Raw genomic sequence first — 19,653 nt, forward strand, 5'->3', positions numbered from 1 at the left:
ATAGTTAACGTATTATCAGGATGAGCAATTGGTATAAGCTAATACAGAGCTATTTTTACAGCTCTATATATAACTTTCACGGCATGTCTTTTATGTCAGGATCGGGAAAAGAAAAACGTATTTTAACGAAAGGTAACTATAAATTCCTTTACGTGCAAATTATTAAACCTTTGACTCATTAAACAACAACAATGGATTTTTGATTTGATTATTTTTAGAAAAAGTTTCAAACGTTTGAATAAGAGACCATTTTGCTAGTTTAGTATCGACAATATTAATACAGCTATCACATTCTATAAGCGTTTTATTGTTGTTAATTTGTGTAAAGGTGAGCACCTCTATAATTATATAATCAAACTGCTGCTTTACTTGCTGCAGTAGCACTTGGAATCTTTCGTTTGCAAACAAATCGTCTTCATCTGCCGCCGTTTTCCCTGCTCCAATAACAAATAAGTTTGTGGCAACATCTGTTTTTTGAATACTCTCGGACACACTTATTCCAATATCTTCTATATAGTCGGCAAGGCCCCAAGTAATTGATTGGGCGGTAATATCTATAGTATTAATTTGTCCAACTTGTGCGTTAACCAGTAATACTTTCTTACCAGTTTGTGCTACGCAATGAGCCAGGTTGGCACTTATTAATGCTTTTCCGCTACTTTTTGCATCAGAGCTAATTATAACGACTTTACCTTCTTTATCATTCTTATCTAATATACTCAATACTTTTCGGGCGATAGCTGACATCTGGTAACCATTTTGCGGATTTTTTCCCGCAGATATATCACCCCAGCGCGGAAGATCATGCACCATACCCAATACAGGAATAGAGGTAAACCTTTGTATCGTAGCTATGTCAAGCTTTGTGTGCTTTTTTGCTGTTAAAAGTGCAATAATCAATGGCAATATGATAAGTAAAGCCAACCCTAAACCACCATATAAAAATCGATAATAATATGACTTACTCACAGTAACTATCAAATTGGCACTCTGTTTATTTAGCTGATCAATAAGCTTCTTATTGGCCAGAACATTTTCACGCTGTGCCACTAAATACAGATAGAGTCTCACCTTGGCTTGATAATCTTGCGCATACTTGTTAGCATCCAGCTTTGTCTTAATTGGAATGCTCTTTTGCAGATTGCCGTGGTTGATGAATTTGTTGTAAAAACGCTGATCAGCATTAATCTTTCTTAAAATCAATTGAGTTAGAGCAATGATCGTGTTTTCAGTACTTTTAACCTTAGCCGAAGTAGCTGGCTCAGTTTTTAACGCCTGTTGTTTTTCAAACTGGTTTGTATTATATCTGATGATGAGATTATTTAAACTATCATCTAACAACTTATAAGCACTCGGCAACAGCGAAAATTGTTTAGGGGAGTTATTTAAGTAAGGCTTTAGTATTTGTAATACAGATAGCTGTTTCTTTGCCTCCTTATAATTCAGCTTTTTTGAATTGTTCTTGGCAGCAACAGGTTTAGCTGTATAGGTATCCTTAAGTTTGCTATTTTGCGCTAACTCTTCTTTTAAAGCTTTAATTTGCTTATCAATATCTAACAGGGCTTTTCTATCTTCAGCATAATTGACGTTGGCAAGCAAAAATTGATGGTAAATGGCTTGTAAGATATGACTAGCCTTTAGCGGATTTACATCTTTGATAGATAAATTTGCCACACTGGTATCGGCACTTGCTGGCTGCACTTCCATTTTTTTTACCACATCATCTGTAAATTTATTTCGGCTGTCAACTTGTAAAAACAAATTTTGTGAACCGCCCACCTTTTTCGGCTTATTTGAAACAGCAAACGCTAAGTCACTTGATTCGACAAGTTGACCATATGAATAGATTTTGGAATTGCCATCATCGTCAACCAATACAAAATTTGAGTGATTAATTGGCTTAAACTGGTAAGTTCGGTTAGTATTAAGATCGTTCCTTAAAATCTTAATCTCAATTGGTACTTGATCCTCATAAAGTTCCTGACTTTTGTGTAGCCGGTTTTGTTTATAAAAGTTTACTTGAAATCTGTCGTCGCTTGCTAAGTGGCTTATTAAGATTTTAGACTTCAATAAACTTAAACTTTGTTGTTTTGATGTTGCACCTGATATTTTATTAACAGTGGTAGAATCGCGCAACTTATCAATACTGCTTAATATAGTGCTTACCGGAATGTTAGCAGAAACAATATACAATGGCGGTTGCCAGTAAATGCCATAAAGAGACATCAGTACCGCCAAACCCACAACAATTAAACCAATTTTGCTTTTGAATATCGATTTATATCTACCAGCTAATTGTTTTAAAAAGGGATTTGAAGACGACATTTAGATTGAAATATTAGGAACGTAAAGTGTTATAATATACTTTTGTGAACCAATGTGAAAATATGAGAATCAACGCATTGTCAATCAGTATACTTAGGCAAAAGTACATATTGTAAGCAATATGTTTTTTACCAGATTTTTTCACAACAGTTTGCTTTAAGCTATCGTATACATATTAAGTTAAATCAAATAAGCTTAAAGACTTCTCATTTGGCCACAAGCCTTTTTATTAACATGAAAGATACTTCTGATATAACATGCTGCACTAAATGCAAATGTGACGATAAAATTGTTGCTAAACATGCATTACTGACCCGCGCGGTTGTTCTATTTACTTCCGCAATAGCTACTTACATTGTAGCTGTTTTGGCTTTTTGCGTAAAACACTATAATGCATCTGCTATACTGTTTGCCGTTGGGTTAATACCATTCACATACGGCATCTCGTATTACATTAAGTTTAAAACGTTTAAAGAAACAGGTTGCATTTGCAGAAATAAACGCCAAGTTTCTGATGATGAGAACAACGCTGTTAACCGTCAAAAACTCCCTTTCACAGCAGTTGAGGTATAAATATAATTAGCCTTTTTTAAAGGCTAATTATATTTCGATATTACGGTTGCATCGCAGTCATTAACTGACATCATAAGTCGTAATTAGATACTTTCTAATAAAAAAAGCCTGCTGGGTACATATTTAAGATTATGTACCCAGCAGGCTTTTTTATTGGAACAACTTTAGTTTAATTATCCAGATTGGCAGGTGCTACCTGTTTGAAGCTGTTACCTACTTTATGGTTAGCAAAATACACCTGAACACGATCTACATTAGTCTTTCTGGTTGCATCTGTAAATGTGTGCGTGCGGTCATAATAGCAAGCTAACTTGTGGTATTGCGGGCCGGCAAAATTAGCGGCCGTGATAGTTGGCATGTTGGTTAATGGCAATATTTCTGTATATTTGGCATTACCCTGTTCACGTAAATACACTTGGGCTTTACCTACTGTGGCGTCTTGGCTCAACACTTCATGATATACAAAATCATACCAAACGCCGGCCTTCATCGGTTTACGCCATTTGGTACCGCCGTTATAGTCGATAATGATATTGCTTTCCTGGATACCTAATCTAAATGGCGAGCTTCCTTTATAAGGAGCGCCGTACAATTCAGAAAAAGTTAAAAAGTAAGTCCAGATGGTCTTAGGGAAGTAAACAGAAAAACCAATCCAAACATCCTGACCTTCGGTATACTGCATAGGTGTTTGCACCTGTGCGCGGGGATTGTTAGTAACGTTACCGGTTTGATCGGGTTTTACATCCATCAGCATCACTTTTCTTTTAGCACCATAAACCGGATCGCCAACCACTTTAATCAAATCAGGATTGATAATCATAGAAGTGAAAGCTGTGTTGGTTTTGTTATAGGCTGATAGACAACCACGATCATCCAACCCAGCATCAAAAAATTTCACATTACCTGCTTGACTAAATGAAGTTGAAGCCAAAGAGGTAGTGTCCGCAATTTGACTTGCAGAAAAGTTAGGGGCATCGGCCAAAGGGACTTCGGCCGAGTCTTTTTTACACGAAATAAAATTCAACGACAACAAGAGTAACCATACCATTGTGTACAATTTTTGCAAATAGTTCATTAATTAATTAGGGCTTTAAATACAAGAGCTTTTACGAATAAGTTCAATATTTGTTGCCTTTAACTTAATTAAATCCCTTTAAGCGTTAAAAATGAGGTATTAAAAGTTTAAACACTTTTTACCGTAATTAATTGGTTCAAGATAGAAAATTACTTATGTGAAATATTGTACAATTAAGTAACGTTTCTATACAGTTTATAATTATTCCTTTTAAATTAAAAATCCTTGCTACAACTTTAGGCCATTATTTAATTCTTGCAGTTCATTAATCAAATAAATATTAAACTGATACTTATATGTTAAGCCTTCTTGATTCAACGAATATAAATAGCAGGCCTACCAAAACCTTGTAAATGACAAAAGATTTTAGCGTTTTAAAGAAAAATCTTAAAAAAGATTTTTCGGGTTTAAAGGAAGTTAAAGTAGCTCTTTTAGGCGATACCGCAACTCAATTCTTAGTGCAGGGCATTCGTGCCACCGGCTTTGATTACGGCTTTGATTTACAAATTTATGAGGCTGATTTTAATCAAATAGAACAAGAAGTATTTGATCCGTCATCAAACTTATATGCTTATCAGCCTGATGTAGTCATTATTTTTAAATCATCACATAAACTGCTATCGCAATACAATAAGTTATCCGCAAACAAGTACAACAATCTGGCTGGTAATGAGTTGATGACCATTGAAAGCCTTATCACACAAATTACCAAAAGAATAAATTCAAATATTATATTCTTTAATTATCCCGAGATTAATGATAGCGTGTTTGGCAATTACGCCAACAAATCCGCAACATCGTTTCTGTATCAACTTCGTAAGCTTAACTACGAACTGATGAATTTGGCCATCAAATATCCAAACTTCCATTTGCTTGACATTTCGGCGTTACAAAGCCAACTAAGCAAGTCAGTGCTCTTTCACCCCTCAGTTTATATTAACTCTGATATGGTGCTGAGTATTGCCGGCTTACCCTATGTGGCAGCACGTACGCTTGATTTGATAGGCGCTATGTATGGCAAATTCATTAAGTGCGTTGTTTTGGATTTAGACAATACCTTATGGGGCGGCATCATTGGCGATGATGGCTTAGAAAACATACAGCTAGGCTCATTGGGTATTGGCAAAGCGTTTACCGAGTTTCAATACTGGTTAAAGAAATTAAAAAACAGAGGAATTATCTTAACGGTTTGCAGTAAAAACACCGAGCACGTTGCTAAAGAACCTTTTGAAAGGCATCCGGATATGGTGCTGCACCTGGATGACATTGCGGTTTTTGTGGCCAACTGGGATAACAAGGCCGACAATATTCATCTTATTCAAAAAACACTGAATATAGGCTTTGATTCGATGGTGTTTTTAGATGACAATCCATTTGAAAGAAATCTGGTTAAAGAGAGTATCCCACAGCTATGCGTACCGGAACTACCCGAAGACCCGGCAGAGTATTTAGAATACCTATACACCTTAAATTTATTTGAAACGGTGTCCGTATCAGCCGAAGATGCGGAACGAACCAAGCAATACCAGATTGAAGCGCAGCGAACAGCCATACAGCAAAGTTTTGTAAATGAAGATGATTATCTGAAAAGTTTAAATATGCTTTCGCTGGTAGAGCCCTTTAATAAATTTAACACACCAAGGGTTGCACAACTTACACAGCGCTCAAACCAGTTTAATTTACGAACCATACGCTACAACGAAGCAGAGGTAGAAGCCCTGACTCAGTCACATACGGCTTTTACGTTTTCATTTACGCTTGAAGATAAATTTGGTGATAACGGCCTTATCTGTGTCATTATATTAAAAAAGGAAGATGAAGACACACTGTTTATTGACACCTGGTGTATGAGCTGCCGTGTGTTGAAACGAAAAATGGAGCATTTTACGCTCAACACCATTGTTGATTGTGCACGGCTAAAAGGGTTTGCCTATATTAAAGGAGAGTATTTACCAACGGCCAAAAACGCGATGGTTAAAGACCATTATGCTAATCTCGGCTTTGAACAATGCAACGGCCACTGGCTGTTAAACATTTCCCAATATCAAAACAAAGACTGCTTTATTAAAAACAAAAACTAGAATATGGAAAAGAGCGAAGTATTAGAAAAACTCAACGTGATATTTAAAGACACTTTAGAAAACGATGACCTTTGCATTAATTACGCAACAACAGCTAAAGACGTTGATGAATGGGATTCCCTTAACCATATCCAGCTAGTTGTTGACATCGAAAAAAGTTTCAATATCCGCTTTAAATCTACAGAAATTCATAGCTGGAATAACGTTGGCGAAATGATAGATTCCATAATGGCTAAGACGCAATAATATTTTGATGGTCCTTATCCGTTTCAAAGCAAGCTCTTGCCACTCGGAGCATTACGACTTTACTGCCCACATACAATTTAAACCGCTACAGCAATATGTTATTTAACTCATTTAACTTTTTGGTATTTTTTCCAATTGTTACCGTTTTATACTTTTTGCTTCCGCACAAATTCAGGTGGATTCATTTGCTGTTGGCCAGCTGTATATTTTATTGCTTCTTTATTCCGGTTTATATACTGATTCTGATTGTTACGATCATTATTGATTATTACGCTGGCATACGCATTGAACAAGCACAAGGCAAAGCACGCAAGGCATGGCTCCTGTTCAGTATCATTTCTACTTGCCTGGTGTTGTTTGTGTTTAAATATTTCAACTTTGTAAACAGCAATATTAATGAAGTGGCCAGCTTTTTAGATTTGCATTACTCCCTGCCATTGCTGCATATAATCTTGCCTATAGGACTATCATTCCATACTTTTCAAAGTTTAAGTTATGTAATTGAAGTTTACTGGGGCAACCAAAAGGCTGAAAAAGACTTTGGTATATACAGTTTGTACGTAATGTTTTACCCGCAGTTGGTAGCTGGGCCCATTGAACGACCGCAAAACCTGCTACACCAGTTTTATGAAAAGCATGAGTTTAATTATAATGATGCTACAGCCGGTTTAAAAAAGATGGCTTGGGGCCTGTTTAAAAAAGTGGTGATAGCTGATAGGCTGTCCATATATGTAAATGCTGTTTACAATAATCACGACAAACATAACGGCACATCTTTACTGATAGCTACTATTCTATTTGCTTTCCAGATTTACTGTGATTTTTCGGGTTATTCTGATTTAGCCATTGGCGCTGCCAGAACAATGGGCTTTAAGCTAATGACTAACTTTAACATGCCGTTTCAAAGCCGCAGCATTACCGAGTTTTGGCGCAGATGGCACATCTCATTATCTACCTGGTTCAACGATTATCTTTTTACACCCATTATATTTGCTAAACGCCATTGGGGTAAATATGCGGTAATGTTTGCCGTACTGGTTACTTTCTCGGTAAGCGGTTTATGGCATGGTGCCAACTGGACCTACATCGTCTGGGGATTGCTAAACGGACTCGGCATTGTGTATGAACTGTTGACCAAAAAATTCAGAAAAAAGTTATCTAAAAATACGCCTAAATTCATTTACGATCCGTTAAGCATCATACTTACCTTTCTGTTTGCTTGCTTTACCTGGGTTTTCTTCCGTGCTCCCGATCTACATACATCGGTCAGCATCCTTCACAAAATCTTTCTTGAGCCCGGCTCCTTATTTATCGGCGAACGCAAAAATATGATCTTCTCGTTGTTCTTTATAGCACTGCTTATAGTAGTTGAAGTTATTAGCGAGTATAAGCTTTTCAACGGCTTTTCCGTTTTTAACAACTCTAACATACTGATCAGGCGGTTATCTTACGTAATGATTGTAATTGCCATTCTGGAGTTTGGGGTATTTGACAACAGCCAGTTTATATACTTTCAGTTTTGATGATATGATGATCGCTAACAATCCGGATATCTTTAAATTCATAAAATCATTCTTGGTTATATTGCTGGCTATACTCCTTTGCGATTGGTTATTAGGCAATGCTTTAGGATATTTATATAGCAAACAACAATCAGGCGTGCTGTACAGAACCAGTTATGCCATAGACAGCACCAAAGCCGACTATTTAGTTGTAGGCGCTTCCAGGGCTAATCATCATTATGACCCGCGTGTTTTTGAGAGTAGCATTCACTCCAGTTTTTATAATTGTGGCCGTGATAAACAAAGTATTTTTTACAGCTGCGCGGTAATATCGTCCATACTAAACCGATATACACCAAAGTATGTAATCATTGAAATTAAGCCCGACGAATTTTCACAATTTGAGGAAGGAGAGCTCGCCACATTACTACCTTATTACAACAACAATGCAGTAAAACCTTATTTAAAATACAACGGTAAATTTCAGCAGGTAAAAATGCTGTCGCATATTTACCCTTACAACTCATTAATCACAAATTTACTGGTTGGACTTGATAGAAACTGGATAGAAGATTACAAAGGCTACGTTCCTAAAACCAGTGTCATATCAAACACCAAATTGGAGCCGCTGAAAGAAAAGGGCGCCACAGACAGTCTGAAAGTAAAAGAACTTTATAACCTGCTAGGTCGGCTGAATAACAAGAACATCCCTACTTTGCTTGTAATCTCACCGATGCATTATAAGTACGTCAATTCTGTAACTACCAGTATTTGCCAACAAGCAGATGAAAAGTTTAGCAACACTGCTTTTTTAAATTTTGCTAACAACAAAAGCTGGATAGATAACAAATTATACAGTGACGATTACCACTTAAATGTCAACGGTGCACGGCTGTTTTCAAAGCAAATTGCAGAATACATCAATCAACAAAACAAGCACTTTGAAATAGCCAACCAGACCACAAGCTCTCCCCCTCTTAGATAAGCCAACCGTTTTGTTTTGTGAGTACTCTTATTGCCGGTTCAATAGCTTTTGAAGTGCTTCAGCCAAAACCTTAACATTAGGAGGCTGCAGCATGGTTTTATGATCGCCAGGAATGTCGAAAACGCCAACACCATTTGTTGCATACGCTGACCAGCCTAAAGAATCGGGGTCTTCTACAAAGTACACCCTTTCATTTGCCTTAAAAAGAAAGATTTCTCCATCATATGGCTTAAGCTGATAATTTTCATATGCCCATTCATATTTCATTTGAATTACTTCAAACTGCTTAAACATCCCTTCTAGCTCTTCTTTTTTACGCAAACCTAGCTTACCGCTTACAGCATGTAAACGCCGTTGTAAAACCAAGTACTGATAACCAATAGTTTTTTTGGGGTGTTGAAGCAAAGATTTGACAAACCATTCTAATTTCGGAACCTGCCTTAAAACTTTCGCTACTAGCTTTGGGATGAGTGCGCGATGCCGTTCAGAATTTTGAGCATTGGCATCAATCATGGCTAAAACTGTTACCTCTCTTCCCATTTCTGTCAGCAGTCTTGCCATCTCCAAGCCAATATTACCGCCGTAAGAGTATCCGGCTATAGCATAGGGGCCTTTAGGATTTTGTTGTACAATTTCACTTACATAACGGGCTGCAATTTGCTCCATCGTACCAATTTCTATTTTTGGATTATTCAGGCCTATAGCTTGCAGTCCATAAACTGGCTGTTCATCATCCAGCAAGCTGGCCAAATGGCTAAATGTCAACACATTTAAGCCATCACCATGAATAAGATAAAGTGGCGTTCTATTGCCCGTTGCCCTGATGGCAACCAACGATTTCCACAAACGTTCCCGAGTATCGGTATTTAACAAGGCCGCCAATTCTTTGATAGTTGGATATTCGTAGAATGCAGAAATGGGTAAGCCTTTTCCGGTTTGGATTTCAATCTCACTCATTACGTATACTGCAATAAGCGAGTGGCCTCCAATATCAAAAAAGTTATCGTTAACATTAAAGTCGCGGCTTTCCAGAGCATCGGCCCAAATTTCGTACAACAACTTTTCTGTATCATTACAACAATTTGAAGCGCCGTTTTCTTCCTCGTGCATGATATATTTAGCAGCAGGCAAGGCTTTATAATCTATCTTGCCGCTAAGTGTTAAAGGCAACTCCACAACCGGATAAAATTCAGAAGGCACCATATAGCCTGGCAATACCTTTTTTAACTCACTTTTGAGCAATGGCACCAGCGCTTTAAAATTATTTAAGTGCGCATTACTTGCTGGCACTATGTAAGTAATTAAACGATATTCTTCCCCTTTTTCCAGGCGCGCTGTTACCACGGCCTCTTTTACTTCCGGATGTTGTTTAAGTAAATATTCTATCTCACCAGGCTCAATACGGTAGCCCCTTATTTTAATCTGCTGGTCGATACGCCCTAAGCATAACACTTCTCCGTTGGGTGTTAACTGACCAAGATCACCGGTGCGATACATAGTGGCATTTCTTTTTTTGAAAGGATCAGGCAAAAACTTTTCGGCCGTAAGTTCCGGTCTATTTAAATAACCCATCGCTACACCATCCCCCGAAATGTAAAGTTCGCCTCGTTCGCCGATACTCACAGGCAAACCAGCTTCATCCAGCAGATAAACCAGTGTATTGTTTACAGGCACACCAATCGTAATTTCTGTATCGTGTTTAGTGATTTGCTTTCCGGTAGAATACACGGTGGTTTCTGTAGGGCCATACATGTTCCAAAGTGAGCTGCAACGTTCCAAGAGCTTTTCGGCCAAGTCTTTGGACATTGGTTCGCCGCCGCATAATATTTTTAACGGTAACTTCTCTTGCCAGCCGCTGGCCAGCATTAATTTCCAAGTGGCCGGAGTAGCCTGCATTACACTGATTTGCTCTTGCTTAATCAATTGCAATAATGCTTTACCGTCCCGTATAGTGCTGGTATCACCAATTACCACAGTAGCGCCTACAATTAAAGGTAAAAAAAGCTCTAACCCGGCAATATCAAAGGATATGGTAGTGATAGCCAGCAATCTGTCTGACGCTCCCAAACCCGGAAAGTCAATCATGCTAACAAGCAGATTTACCAGATTGGCATGACTAATCATTACACCTTTTGGTTTGCCTGTTGAGCCAGATGTGTAAAGTACATATGCCAAGTGGTTGCCATGAACTTGCACAGACGGCATGGCTGACGTAAAATGAGCGTGATCAAACTCTTCTGTTATCAACTCTTTAACATGAGGCTGGAATCTGCCTTTGTACCGACCATTTGTTACAATTACTTTAGCAGATGAATCTTGCAGCATAAATAAAAGGCGTTCATCCGGAAAAGTTGGATCTAGTGGCAAATACGCTGCCCCACTTTTAAGTATTCCCAAAAGTAGCACGATTAGTTCAGCTGACCGGTCAACGGCCAAACCGACAATGTCGCCATCACTAACCCCGTTTGCATTTAGGAAGGAAGCTATATTTTCGATTTTCTGATTTAAATCGCGATAATTGAGTTTTTGATCTTTAAATTCTACGGCAATCTTATCTGGAACGATCTGGCTTATATCCGCTATAATTTCGGGCAAAGTTTTTATGCCAAACATATCTTTTTGCTTTCCTCCAATTAAGGATTTAGCATGAGAATATTGTTCTGATACCGGCGTGTCATTTAAAAAGTTTGAAGAGTAACTGCTAATATGTATTCTGTTGATTTCTCCTGCCATATCGGAAATTTCACGCCTGTTTCCTTCTTGATGAACAAGCCAAAACAGGCATCTTTAAAATCACTTTAAAACGTAGTACGAAATTTCAAAGATATGAGTTTTGCAGCAGTTAGGTTTTCTTTACATTTTACAATAATAAATCTAAGCAACATCAACTAATTTAATGAGCTTATATCCACCTTATTTTCATTGTGTTTTTCAATGATATTGGTTGCAATTCGTTTGATAAAAAGATAATTGGTGGTTCCGCCGATTACAGCACCAACAACAGGAACAAGGCGTTCAGCGGTTTTTGCGCCCACACTTAAAAGGATTTTTTCGGCAACCTGCTCCATCATATTTTTTGACACTGCCATACCAGCATCTACTTTAAAAGAAGATGCCACGATACGAAAAAAATCTTCGAACCTAAGCGCATATTTACCTGTATGATGGTATGAGATAGCCAGTGTTACCCGAAATTGCTGGGTGATTAAATTGATGATATCTAACGGCACCCCAACCAACAATGTTGTAATACCGCCTAAACCAGTGATAGCGCCCGAACCTGCGGCCAGTATAGCGCATTGTGTTACAAACCTATCAATACCCAATTGATCTACCCCTTTTTTAATATTCAGCTGATCTATCTGTTCATAAATTTTCTGAAACCCTCCGGCCGACAGTTGTTCTAATCCTTTTTTCAAATCAACCTTAACCTTGTCCAGCCTCAATTTAGGTAAGCGTATCTTGCGCATCTGTTTCATTTTTAATTAACAAACTTAAAACGATTATCATGCCATATTTTTATAACTGGTAAATATTCTTCTGCTCATTTTTCAGACATTAACCAAACATATATTATTACATTATTGTGATGTATCTCAAGCAAATCAAACTTTTCAACTTTCTTATCAAGTTTTCAATCCAATTAATGGATCGTTACGCTTTTTAACAACTATAAGGTGATTTATTGCGTAAAAGATATTGAACAGGAAGGTACGTGACGGGTGTAATTCCTACACTATGAGAAATATTTCGTATATTTGTCAAGTCAGGAAAGCAAGATAGCCCGGTGGAAAAATACTAATGGGCAAGCGCTTGATTTAATTGAATTGCTGTCTTGCACCCTGTCTATATTTTAAACTTAAAGCTATGGATACGACCAAGATGAAAACGGTCATTGTCGGCGGCGGCTTTGCCGGCATCAACCTTGCACAGCAACTATTAAAAAGCAGCCAAAATATTCACGTTACATTAGTAGACCGGAATAATTACAACTTTTTCCCGCCTTTACTTTATCAGGTGGCTACGGGTTTTCTGGATGTTTCGAACATCAGCTACCCTTACCGCCGTTTGTTCCGCAATCAGCCCAATTTCACTTTTCAAATGGGTGAATTGCTGGAAATCCGTCCGGATCAAAACACAATTGAATTATCTACCGGCGAATTGCACTATGACAATCTGATCATAGCTACTGGTACAACCAGCAATTACTTCGGCATGCAAAATATTGAAAAATATTCCTTGCCGATGAAAACCATCGACGATGCCATTGCGCTTAAAAACACGCTGCTTAGCCGATTGGAAATTGCCTCGCGTACACAAGACAAGGCCGAGCGTAAAAGATTAACTACTATTGTTGTAGCTGGTGGCGGCCCTACCGGAGTTGAAGTAGCAGGTATGCTGTCTGAGCTTCGTCAGAACATCTTTAAAAAAGATTATCCTGAGTTAGCGGACTTATCATTTGATATTTATTTGGTAGATGGCATGGCCACACTGTTAACCCCAATGAGTGAAAAATCTCAGGCTTATACTTTAAAATCGTTAACCAATATGGGCGTTCAGGTTAAGCTGAACAAACGGGTAACAGACTTTCAAGGCGAGCGTGTATCATTTGCAGACGGCGAGGTAATTGAAACCCGCAACTTAATTTGGGCAGCCGGTGTAACTTCTCAACGCTTTAAAGGCTTACCCGTAGAAAGCTATGGTCGTGGCAACCGTTTGCTGGTAGATGCATTTAACAAAGTACAAGGCGAAGGTAACATTTACGCCATTGGTGATAACTGTTTACAAACCACCGACCCTGCATTTACAGGCGGGCACCCACAAGTAGCACAAGTGGCTATTCAACAAGGTCAAAACCTGGCCAAAAATTTGGTGGCAACAATGAATGGTGGTAACCAAAAGCCGTTTACTTACCACGATAAAGGCTCAATGGCTATTATTGGCCGCAACAAAGCAGTTACCGATCTGCCAAAACCGGCTATTCATATGAACGGCTTTATAGCTTGGTTAATGTGGCTGTTTGTTCACTTAATTAGCTTGGTTAACTTCCGTAACAAGCTTAAAACTGCTTACAACTGGGTAGCGGCTTACTTAAGCAAAGACCAGCATTTACGCATGATTGTAAAATCACGTACATTACAGGAAGAAGAAGCCGACCACTGGCGCTAATATCCGTAAGGTACTTTAAATTAAACATGCTCGTATTGAAGTACCAATAGTAATTCTAAAAAGAAATGGCTGCCTGAATTCAGGCAGCCATTTCTTTTTATTGTTGTATAAGAATTATATAAATTTCAATTGAAAATTTTATCACTTTGTTTTTACTAAGCTGGCAGGCGTTACTTCTTCACTCAGCAATTTCCCGAATGCATCCCACCGCTTGTTGGGGGTTTGAGCAGTGCCACCGTTTTGTTCAACATAGCTTTTTATTAAATCCTGCCCGTAGTTGTAATTGATAACGTAGCTGCGATACTTTCTAATAAAATCTATAGATTTCTCTGCGGTTTCATCATTCATCAGGCAATACTTTTTGAGCCAGCTAATGGCTTTGCCCCTACTCATGGTTTCATTGATTAATCCACGTGCTGCTTCGTTTCTAGCATAATTTAGTTTACCTTTTATAGCCAATGCTTTAAAATATGTGTCTACACCGGCAGTGTCTAATCCGGCCAAAGGCAACAATACCGACTTGGTAAATTTCACTTTATCGTTACCTGGAAAAGCTAATTCCACACCGTAGTTTGCACTGCCTTCAGCAATTAAAGATTGCGGACTGAACAATGGGTATAACGAAAGCTCCACCCATCCCCTGTCATGATATAGATTTTTTTCGAGCAGCATGTTGTACACATGATGCCCCGGATAACTTTCATGGCTGCCTACATCTATAGCACGATCAATAAAAATTTTGTTGTCGGTGTTTATTTGTATTAAGCTTTTATAATTGCCTTTGTACCAATTATAGCCCGACCAAGGCTTTTTGGTAACTAACTCAAGCGTAAAACTTTCGTTTGCCGGCAGCTGATAGTGGGATTTAGTACGTTTGCGCGCTTCGGCAATGGCAGCATTCATAACCGGCTCCAGCTTGTCTTTGGGAATAGCGAATTTGTTGGCCAGTTTTTGAAAGCGATCGTTCACATTGCCCTTACCCGGCAGTATGCTATCCAACTCCGCTATGGATGATTTAAAGTAATCTTCATCATAAACAGGTGCTACCACACCAAAAAGTGCTTTTGACTCCTCATCGAACGACTCATATTCTTCACTGTATATCCTGACACGACGGCTAAAAGCTAGCAACTGATCGCACATCCAGTTTGCCCTGATTTTGTTGGAATCAACAGTTGTTGTATGTGCCAAAGATCTCAGGTCGTTCATCAGCTCATTTGCTGAGGCTAACAAGCTGTCTTTTGGAAAATCATCTGCTGCCTCTTGTTTGGGTTTCAACGAATCTGGTCCGTAGTATGCGTCTACAAAATCACCGTCATACTGACCGATGGTAAGGCCTAAACGCACGTATTCTTCGGCAAGTTTATTCAGCTTTTTATTTTCTTCTTTCTCAGCAGTGCTCTTACACGACAAAACAAACAACACCGGTGCCAGCAACAATAATTTTCTCATAGACGGATAAATAGACCGCCGTAAAACTACAAACAACAGACGACTTAATGAAAAACGGTTACCAATAGAATATTTTAATGAAATGCAAACCTTTAAAGTGGGAAGAAATTTAGAGTTGAGAATAGAATCAAGTATAATCATACCGATTCATAGCAAACAAAAAAGCCTGCAAATTTACATTGCAGGCTTTTGATGAATTTTGTAGGCGGAGAGTTAGGGATTCGAACCCCAGGACCTGTTACAGTCAACAGTTTTCAAGACTGCCGCAATCGACCACTCTGCCAACTCTCCGGGGACAAAAGTAGTATTCTGCTTTAAATTTTCAGATGAAATTTGTGATTTATCAGGCAATTCGCTAATTATCAGCAATAAAAATTTAAAACATTCGTTAATTAGCGACTCAATCTGTTCACAATTTCCCCATCACAATTAGAAATTACCTTTTGCTTAAGCTCTTTTTCATTAAATATTCGGGGTTATTATATGTAGTACCGCTAAACTCCCGGTAATAAACGTTTACGATTTCCCAACCCAGGCTCGACATATAATTCAAGCCATCAACCAGCGTGTAATAGTTAGTAACCTTTAGAGCTTGTGCAATCAGCGACTCTTGATTGCCAATAATCGATTCGCTTTCCTTTCCAAAGTCCACTTCAAATTCTAATTTGCTGCTTAAAAATTTAGTATTTACTTTAAGTATGCAATACTGCACAGGCATGTTCGTTGAGGGGGCTAAGTTTTCGTTCATAATAATATAAAGATATATTTAGTCAAATATATTGCTTCAAATTTTCTCTCACCTGTTGCAAGTATCCTGCACCAAATAAATTCAAATGCATTAGCAGTGGATATAAGTTCCACAGATCAATTCGCTCATGCCAGTCAGGAGCTAACGGATATGCTTCTTGCTAAGCCAAATAAAACTCGTTACTAAATCCACCAAACAGCGTGGTCATAGCTAAATCAAACTCTCGATGGCCGTAGCTTACTCCCGGGTCGATAAGATAAGGCTTTCCATCGGCTGTAATTATATAATTACCACCCCACAAATCGCCGTGTATAAAAGCAGGTTGCTCTTCGGTAAACAAGCTGGGTAAGTTGCGGTATAGTTGCTCAAAATCGCTTACATCTTGTAAGGTAATCAAGTGCTTATCATAAGCCAGCTTTACCATGGGTTGCAAGCGTTCTTCAGTAAAAAATGCGGTCCAGGTAGCATGCTTGCGATTACTTTGAGGCAAAGAACCCATGTAGTTGTCATTATCAAAGCCAAATTTGACTGCAGTATGCTTGTGCATAGCTGCTAATTGACGGCCTAATAGTTGTGACGCTTGCTGAGTGTTACTTCCTGGCGCAATCCACTCCATCAGCAAAAAGCTTTGATCTGCGTAATGCGCTTGCCAAATCACGTCAGGCACACCGATGGTTTGTGTATTGCGGATAGCGACTAGTCCATCAGCTTCTAACCTAAACATATCAGGATACGCATCTTTACTATTCAGCTTCAGCATAAACTTACCTTGATTGGTTTGTACGCACCAAGCTGAATTGATGCTACCACCACTTACTGGGCTGGTATCGCTTATAGTTACAGATTGCTGTAAAATGCTGGTTAAGCCACTTTCGAGCCAAGTGATAAATTGCTTTTGCAAAGGCATAATTTCAAATTAGCGAAATCGTTTGCAGCATAACAAATTATCCGGTTAAAAAGCTATTTTTGCGTTTTGAAATGAAGCACATTCGTAACTTTTGTATCATCGCACACATCGACCACGGTAAAAGTACCCTGGCCGACCGTTTGCTGGAATATACCAAAACTATTACCCAGCGCGAAGCGCAGGCCCAGTTGCTAGACGACATGGACCTGGAGCGCGAGCGCGGTATAACCATAAAAAGCCACGCTATCCAGATGGATTATACACTGGATGGCCAAGCCTATGTTTTAAACCTGATTGACACGCCCGGACACGTTGACTTCTCATACGAAGTATCGCGTTCTATTGCGGCATGTGAAGGCGCATTACTGATTGTAGACGCATCACAAGGTATACAAGCCCAAACTATCTCTAACCTGTACCTAGCGTTAGAGAATGATCTGGAGATCATCCCAGTGTTGAACAAAATGGACCTTCCCGGTGCTATGCCTGAGGAGGTAAAAGACCAGATTGTTGACCTGATTGGCTGCAAACGTGAAGAAATTTTGGCAGCATCGGGTAAAACAGGTATGGGTATCGAAGATATTTTACGTGCTATTATTGAACGCGTTCCTGCACCAGTTGGTGACCCGGAAGCACCCTTGCAGGCTTTAATTTTCGACTCGGTATTTAACTCGTTCCGTGGTATCATTGCTTACTACAAAATAGTAAACGGCGAAATTCGTAAAAACACGAAGGTAAAATTTATGGCTACAGGCCGCGAATATTTTGCCGACGAGGTAGGTACGCTAAAATTGAACCAGTTACCTAAAGACGTTATTAAAACAGGCGACGTAGGTTATATTATTTCGGGCATTAAAGAAGCCCGTGAGGTAAAGGTAGGTGATACCATTACGTTGGTTGAGCGCCCTGCTGCCGAAGGTATACAAGGTTTTGAAGAAGTAAAACCAATGGTATTTGCGGGTATTTACCCGGTTGATACTGAGGATTACGAAGAACTGCGTGAATCGATGGCTAAGTTGCAATTGAATGATGCGTCGCTGGTGTTCGAACCGGAATCATCTGCAGCGTTAGGCTTCGGGTTCCGATGCGGATTTTTGGGAATGCTCCACATGGAAATTATCCAGGAGCGCTTGGAGCGCGAGTTCGACATGACGGTGATCACTACCGTTCCCAACGTATCCTATATCGCTTATACCACCAAAGGTGATGAGCTGATTGTGAATAACCCATCAGACTTACCCGACCCAAGCAAATTAGAGTTTGTAGAAGAACCTTACATCAAAGCCAACATCATTACCAAAGCCGAATTTGTAGGTCCGGTAATGTCTTTATGTATTCAGAAGCGCGGTATAATTGTCAACCAGTCATATTTAACGTCGGACCGTGTTGAGCTGATCTTTGAAATGCCGATGGGCGAGATTGTGTTCGACTTTTACGATAAGTTGAAGACCATATCTAAAGGTTACGCATCATTCGATTACACACAGATTGGTTACCGCCAGTCGGACTTGGTTCGTTTAGATATTAAGCTGAATGGTGAACCTGTAGATGCCTTGTCATCTTTGATTCACCGCAGTAATTCATATGATTTTGGCAAAAAGATTTGTGAAAAATTGAAAGAACTTTTACCACGCCAGCAGTTTGAAATTGCTATTCAAGCTTCCATTGGTGCCAAAGTTATTGCCCGCGAAAACGTGCGTGCCTTGCGTAAAGACGTAACGGCCAAATGTTACGGTGGTGACATCTCGCGTAAACGTAAACTGTTAGAAAAGCAGAAAAAGGGTAAAAAACGAATGCGTCAGGTAGGCAACGTCGAAATACCGCAGTCTGCTTTTATGGCTGTATTGAAACTGGATTAAATTCATGACTGAATAGCAAATGATTAAGAAACTCAAATATTATGTAAAAAATCCTTCAAGACTTTTAAGGAGTAACACATCAAATACTCTAAAAAAAAGTATTAAAGGCGAAAACAACAACGTAATATTTGAGCCAGGTTGTCAGATTAATCAGTGTGTTATCGAAGTTATAGGTGATAATAATTCTATTTACGTAGCTGCTAATTGTCGCTTGAACAATGTTAAATTCTTCATTAAGGGCAGCAATAACACAATTAATATCGCTGAACATGTCCGCGTAAACCGCTCTGCGGATTTTTGGATTGAGGATGAGCATTGTGTAATTAGTGTTGCTCACCATACTTCATTTGAATCAGTGCATTTAGCGGCTACTGAACCGAACAGCAAAATAACTATCGGCAGCGATTGCATGTTTGCATACGACATAGACGTTCGGACCGGGGATTCACACTCTATACTCGACGCTACAAGTAATAAGCGTATCAACTATGCTAAGGATGTGATTTTTGGCAACCATATTTGGGTGGCAGCACACTGTTCGATACTTAAAGGAGTAAATATTGCAGACAATAGTGTAATCGCCACACGCAGTGTAGTTACTAAATCATTCGATAAAAAAGGAGTGATTGTAGGCGGTAGCCCTGCTGTAATTATTAAAGAAAACATCAACTGGGACCGGAAAAGGCTTTATGACAAAGCACAACTTGGTGTCCCATACCAATAATTGTTTA

At 39.0% G+C, this 19,653-nt stretch carries 14 protein-coding genes, 1 tRNA gene and 1 pseudogene; 8 read left to right on the forward strand and 8 right to left on the reverse strand.

Annotated elements, in window-relative coordinates:
* Positions 1–162 precede the first annotated feature (162 nt).
* The gene (locus GPM24_RS07800) at positions 163–2,325 is read right to left on the reverse strand and encodes an AAA family ATPase (RefSeq protein ID WP_158826208.1); all 2,163 of its coding nucleotides are present in this window, start codon (positions 2,323–2,325) and stop codon (positions 163–165) included.
* 234 nt (positions 2,326–2,559) lie between these two features.
* On the opposite strand from GPM24_RS07800, the gene GPM24_RS07805 reads away from it, so the two are divergent.
* The gene (locus GPM24_RS07805) at positions 2,560–2,898 is read left to right on the forward strand and encodes a hypothetical protein (RefSeq protein WP_158826209.1); all 339 of its coding nucleotides are present in this window, start codon (positions 2,560–2,562) and stop codon (positions 2,896–2,898) included.
* A 169-nt stretch (positions 2,899–3,067) separates the two neighbouring features.
* Here the strand turns inward: GPM24_RS07805 and GPM24_RS07810 are convergent, their stop codons facing one another.
* Positions 3,068–3,946, reverse strand: coding sequence for a heparin lyase I family protein (locus tag GPM24_RS07810; RefSeq protein WP_158826210.1), 879 nt, complete (start codon positions 3,944–3,946; stop codon positions 3,068–3,070).
* Between the two features lie 380 nt (positions 3,947–4,326).
* On the opposite strand from GPM24_RS07810, the gene GPM24_RS07815 reads away from it, so the two are divergent.
* From GPM24_RS07815 to GPM24_RS07830, 4 genes are all read left to right on the forward strand, one after another.
* Entirely contained in the window at positions 4,327–6,054 is a 1,728-nt protein-coding gene (locus tag GPM24_RS07815) for an HAD-IIIC family phosphatase (RefSeq protein ID WP_158826211.1), read from the forward strand.
* 3 nt (positions 6,055–6,057) lie between these two features.
* On the forward strand, positions 6,058–6,300 hold the full coding sequence (locus GPM24_RS07820) for an acyl carrier protein (RefSeq protein ID WP_158826212.1): 243 nt from the start codon (positions 6,058–6,060) through the stop codon (positions 6,298–6,300).
* 95 nt (positions 6,301–6,395) lie between these two features.
* Complete coding sequence (locus tag GPM24_RS07825; protein WP_158826213.1) at positions 6,396–7,823, forward strand: MBOAT family O-acyltransferase; 1,428 nt, start codon at positions 6,396–6,398, stop codon at positions 7,821–7,823.
* Positions 7,824–7,827: 4 nt separating this feature from the next.
* Positions 7,828–8,787 (forward strand): hypothetical protein, encoded by a 960-nt coding sequence (locus GPM24_RS07830; RefSeq protein WP_158826214.1) that lies wholly within the window; start codon positions 7,828–7,830, stop codon positions 8,785–8,787.
* A 27-nt stretch (positions 8,788–8,814) separates the two neighbouring features.
* On the opposite strand, the gene GPM24_RS07835 is transcribed toward GPM24_RS07830, so the two are convergent.
* Positions 8,815–11,520 (reverse strand): non-ribosomal peptide synthetase, encoded by a 2,706-nt coding sequence (locus tag GPM24_RS07835; RefSeq protein ID WP_158826215.1) that lies wholly within the window; start codon positions 11,518–11,520, stop codon positions 8,815–8,817.
* Between the two features lie 155 nt (positions 11,521–11,675).
* Positions 11,676–12,266 carry an EcsC family protein gene (locus tag GPM24_RS07840; protein WP_233268761.1) on the reverse strand — a complete coding sequence of 197 codons (591 nt, stop codon included), beginning with the start codon at positions 12,264–12,266 and terminating at the stop codon, positions 11,676–11,678.
* Positions 12,267–12,654: 388 nt separating this feature from the next.
* Between GPM24_RS07840 and GPM24_RS07845 the strand changes: the two genes are divergently transcribed.
* Positions 12,655–13,956, forward strand: coding sequence for an NAD(P)/FAD-dependent oxidoreductase (locus tag GPM24_RS07845; protein ID WP_233268762.1), 1,302 nt, complete (start codon positions 12,655–12,657; stop codon positions 13,954–13,956).
* Positions 13,957–14,097: 141 nt separating this feature from the next.
* Here the strand turns inward: GPM24_RS07845 and GPM24_RS07850 are convergent, their stop codons facing one another.
* From GPM24_RS07850 to GPM24_RS07870, 4 genes and pseudogenes are all read right to left on the reverse strand, one after another.
* Positions 14,098–15,408 (reverse strand): hypothetical protein, encoded by a 1,311-nt coding sequence (locus tag GPM24_RS07850; RefSeq protein WP_158826216.1) that lies wholly within the window; start codon positions 15,406–15,408, stop codon positions 14,098–14,100.
* A gap of 206 nt (positions 15,409–15,614) precedes the next feature.
* Positions 15,615–15,699: transfer RNA gene (locus GPM24_RS07855), tRNA-Ser, on the reverse strand.
* Between the two features lie 145 nt (positions 15,700–15,844).
* A complete protein-coding gene (locus GPM24_RS07860) occupies positions 15,845–16,156 on the reverse strand; it encodes a hypothetical protein (protein WP_158826217.1) in 312 nt (103 codons plus the stop codon).
* Positions 16,157–16,178: 22 nt separating this feature from the next.
* A pseudogene (locus GPM24_RS07870) lies at positions 16,179–17,063 on the reverse strand (fructosamine kinase family protein).
* A 71-nt stretch (positions 17,064–17,134) separates the two neighbouring features.
* Here GPM24_RS07870 and lepA point away from each other — a divergent pair.
* A complete protein-coding gene (gene lepA / locus GPM24_RS07875) occupies positions 17,135–18,922 on the forward strand; it encodes a translation elongation factor 4 (protein ID WP_158826219.1) in 1,788 nt (595 codons plus the stop codon).
* 19 nt (positions 18,923–18,941) lie between these two features.
* Complete coding sequence (locus GPM24_RS07880) at positions 18,942–19,646, forward strand: acyltransferase (protein ID WP_158826220.1); 705 nt, start codon at positions 18,942–18,944, stop codon at positions 19,644–19,646.
* Positions 19,647–19,653: the final 7 nt, after the last annotated feature.

It is taken from the genome of Mucilaginibacter lacusdianchii (assembly GCF_009770985.1).
Classification (GTDB): Bacteria; Bacteroidota; Bacteroidia; order Sphingobacteriales; family Sphingobacteriaceae; genus Mucilaginibacter; species Mucilaginibacter lacusdianchii.

Excerpts from the sequence above, each read along its gene's own strand:
- GPM24_RS07800 (WP_158826208.1), bottom strand. The coding sequence starts at position 2,325 with ATGTCGTCTTCAAATCCCTTTTTAAAACAATTAGCTGGTAGATATAAA.
- GPM24_RS07805 (WP_158826209.1), top strand. The coding sequence starts at position 2,560 with ATGAAAGATACTTCTGATATAACATGCTGCACTAAATGCAAATGTGAC.
- GPM24_RS07810 (WP_158826210.1), bottom strand. The coding sequence starts at position 3,946 with ATGGTATGGTTACTCTTGTTGTCGTTGAATTTTATTTCGTGTAAAAAA.
- GPM24_RS07815 (WP_158826211.1), top strand. The coding sequence starts at position 4,327 with ATGACAAAAGATTTTAGCGTTTTAAAGAAAAATCTTAAAAAAGATTTT.
- GPM24_RS07820 (WP_158826212.1), top strand. The coding sequence starts at position 6,058 with ATGGAAAAGAGCGAAGTATTAGAAAAACTCAACGTGATATTTAAAGAC.
- GPM24_RS07825 (WP_158826213.1), top strand. The coding sequence starts at position 6,396 with ATGTTATTTAACTCATTTAACTTTTTGGTATTTTTTCCAATTGTTACC.
- GPM24_RS07830 (WP_158826214.1), top strand. The coding sequence starts at position 7,828 with ATGATGATCGCTAACAATCCGGATATCTTTAAATTCATAAAATCATTC.
- GPM24_RS07835 (WP_158826215.1), bottom strand. The coding sequence starts at position 11,520 with ATGGCAGGAGAAATCAACAGAATACATATTAGCAGTTACTCTTCAAAC.
- GPM24_RS07840 (WP_233268761.1), bottom strand. The coding sequence starts at position 12,266 with ATGAAACAGATGCGCAAGATACGCTTACCTAAATTGAGGCTGGACAAG.
- GPM24_RS07845 (WP_233268762.1), top strand. The coding sequence starts at position 12,655 with ATGGATACGACCAAGATGAAAACGGTCATTGTCGGCGGCGGCTTTGCC.
- GPM24_RS07850 (WP_158826216.1), bottom strand. The coding sequence starts at position 15,408 with ATGAGAAAATTATTGTTGCTGGCACCGGTGTTGTTTGTTTTGTCGTGT.
- GPM24_RS07860 (WP_158826217.1), bottom strand. The coding sequence starts at position 16,156 with ATGAACGAAAACTTAGCCCCCTCAACGAACATGCCTGTGCAGTATTGC.
- lepA (WP_158826219.1), top strand. The coding sequence starts at position 17,135 with ATGAAGCACATTCGTAACTTTTGTATCATCGCACACATCGACCACGGT.
- GPM24_RS07880 (WP_158826220.1), top strand. The coding sequence starts at position 18,942 with ATGATTAAGAAACTCAAATATTATGTAAAAAATCCTTCAAGACTTTTA.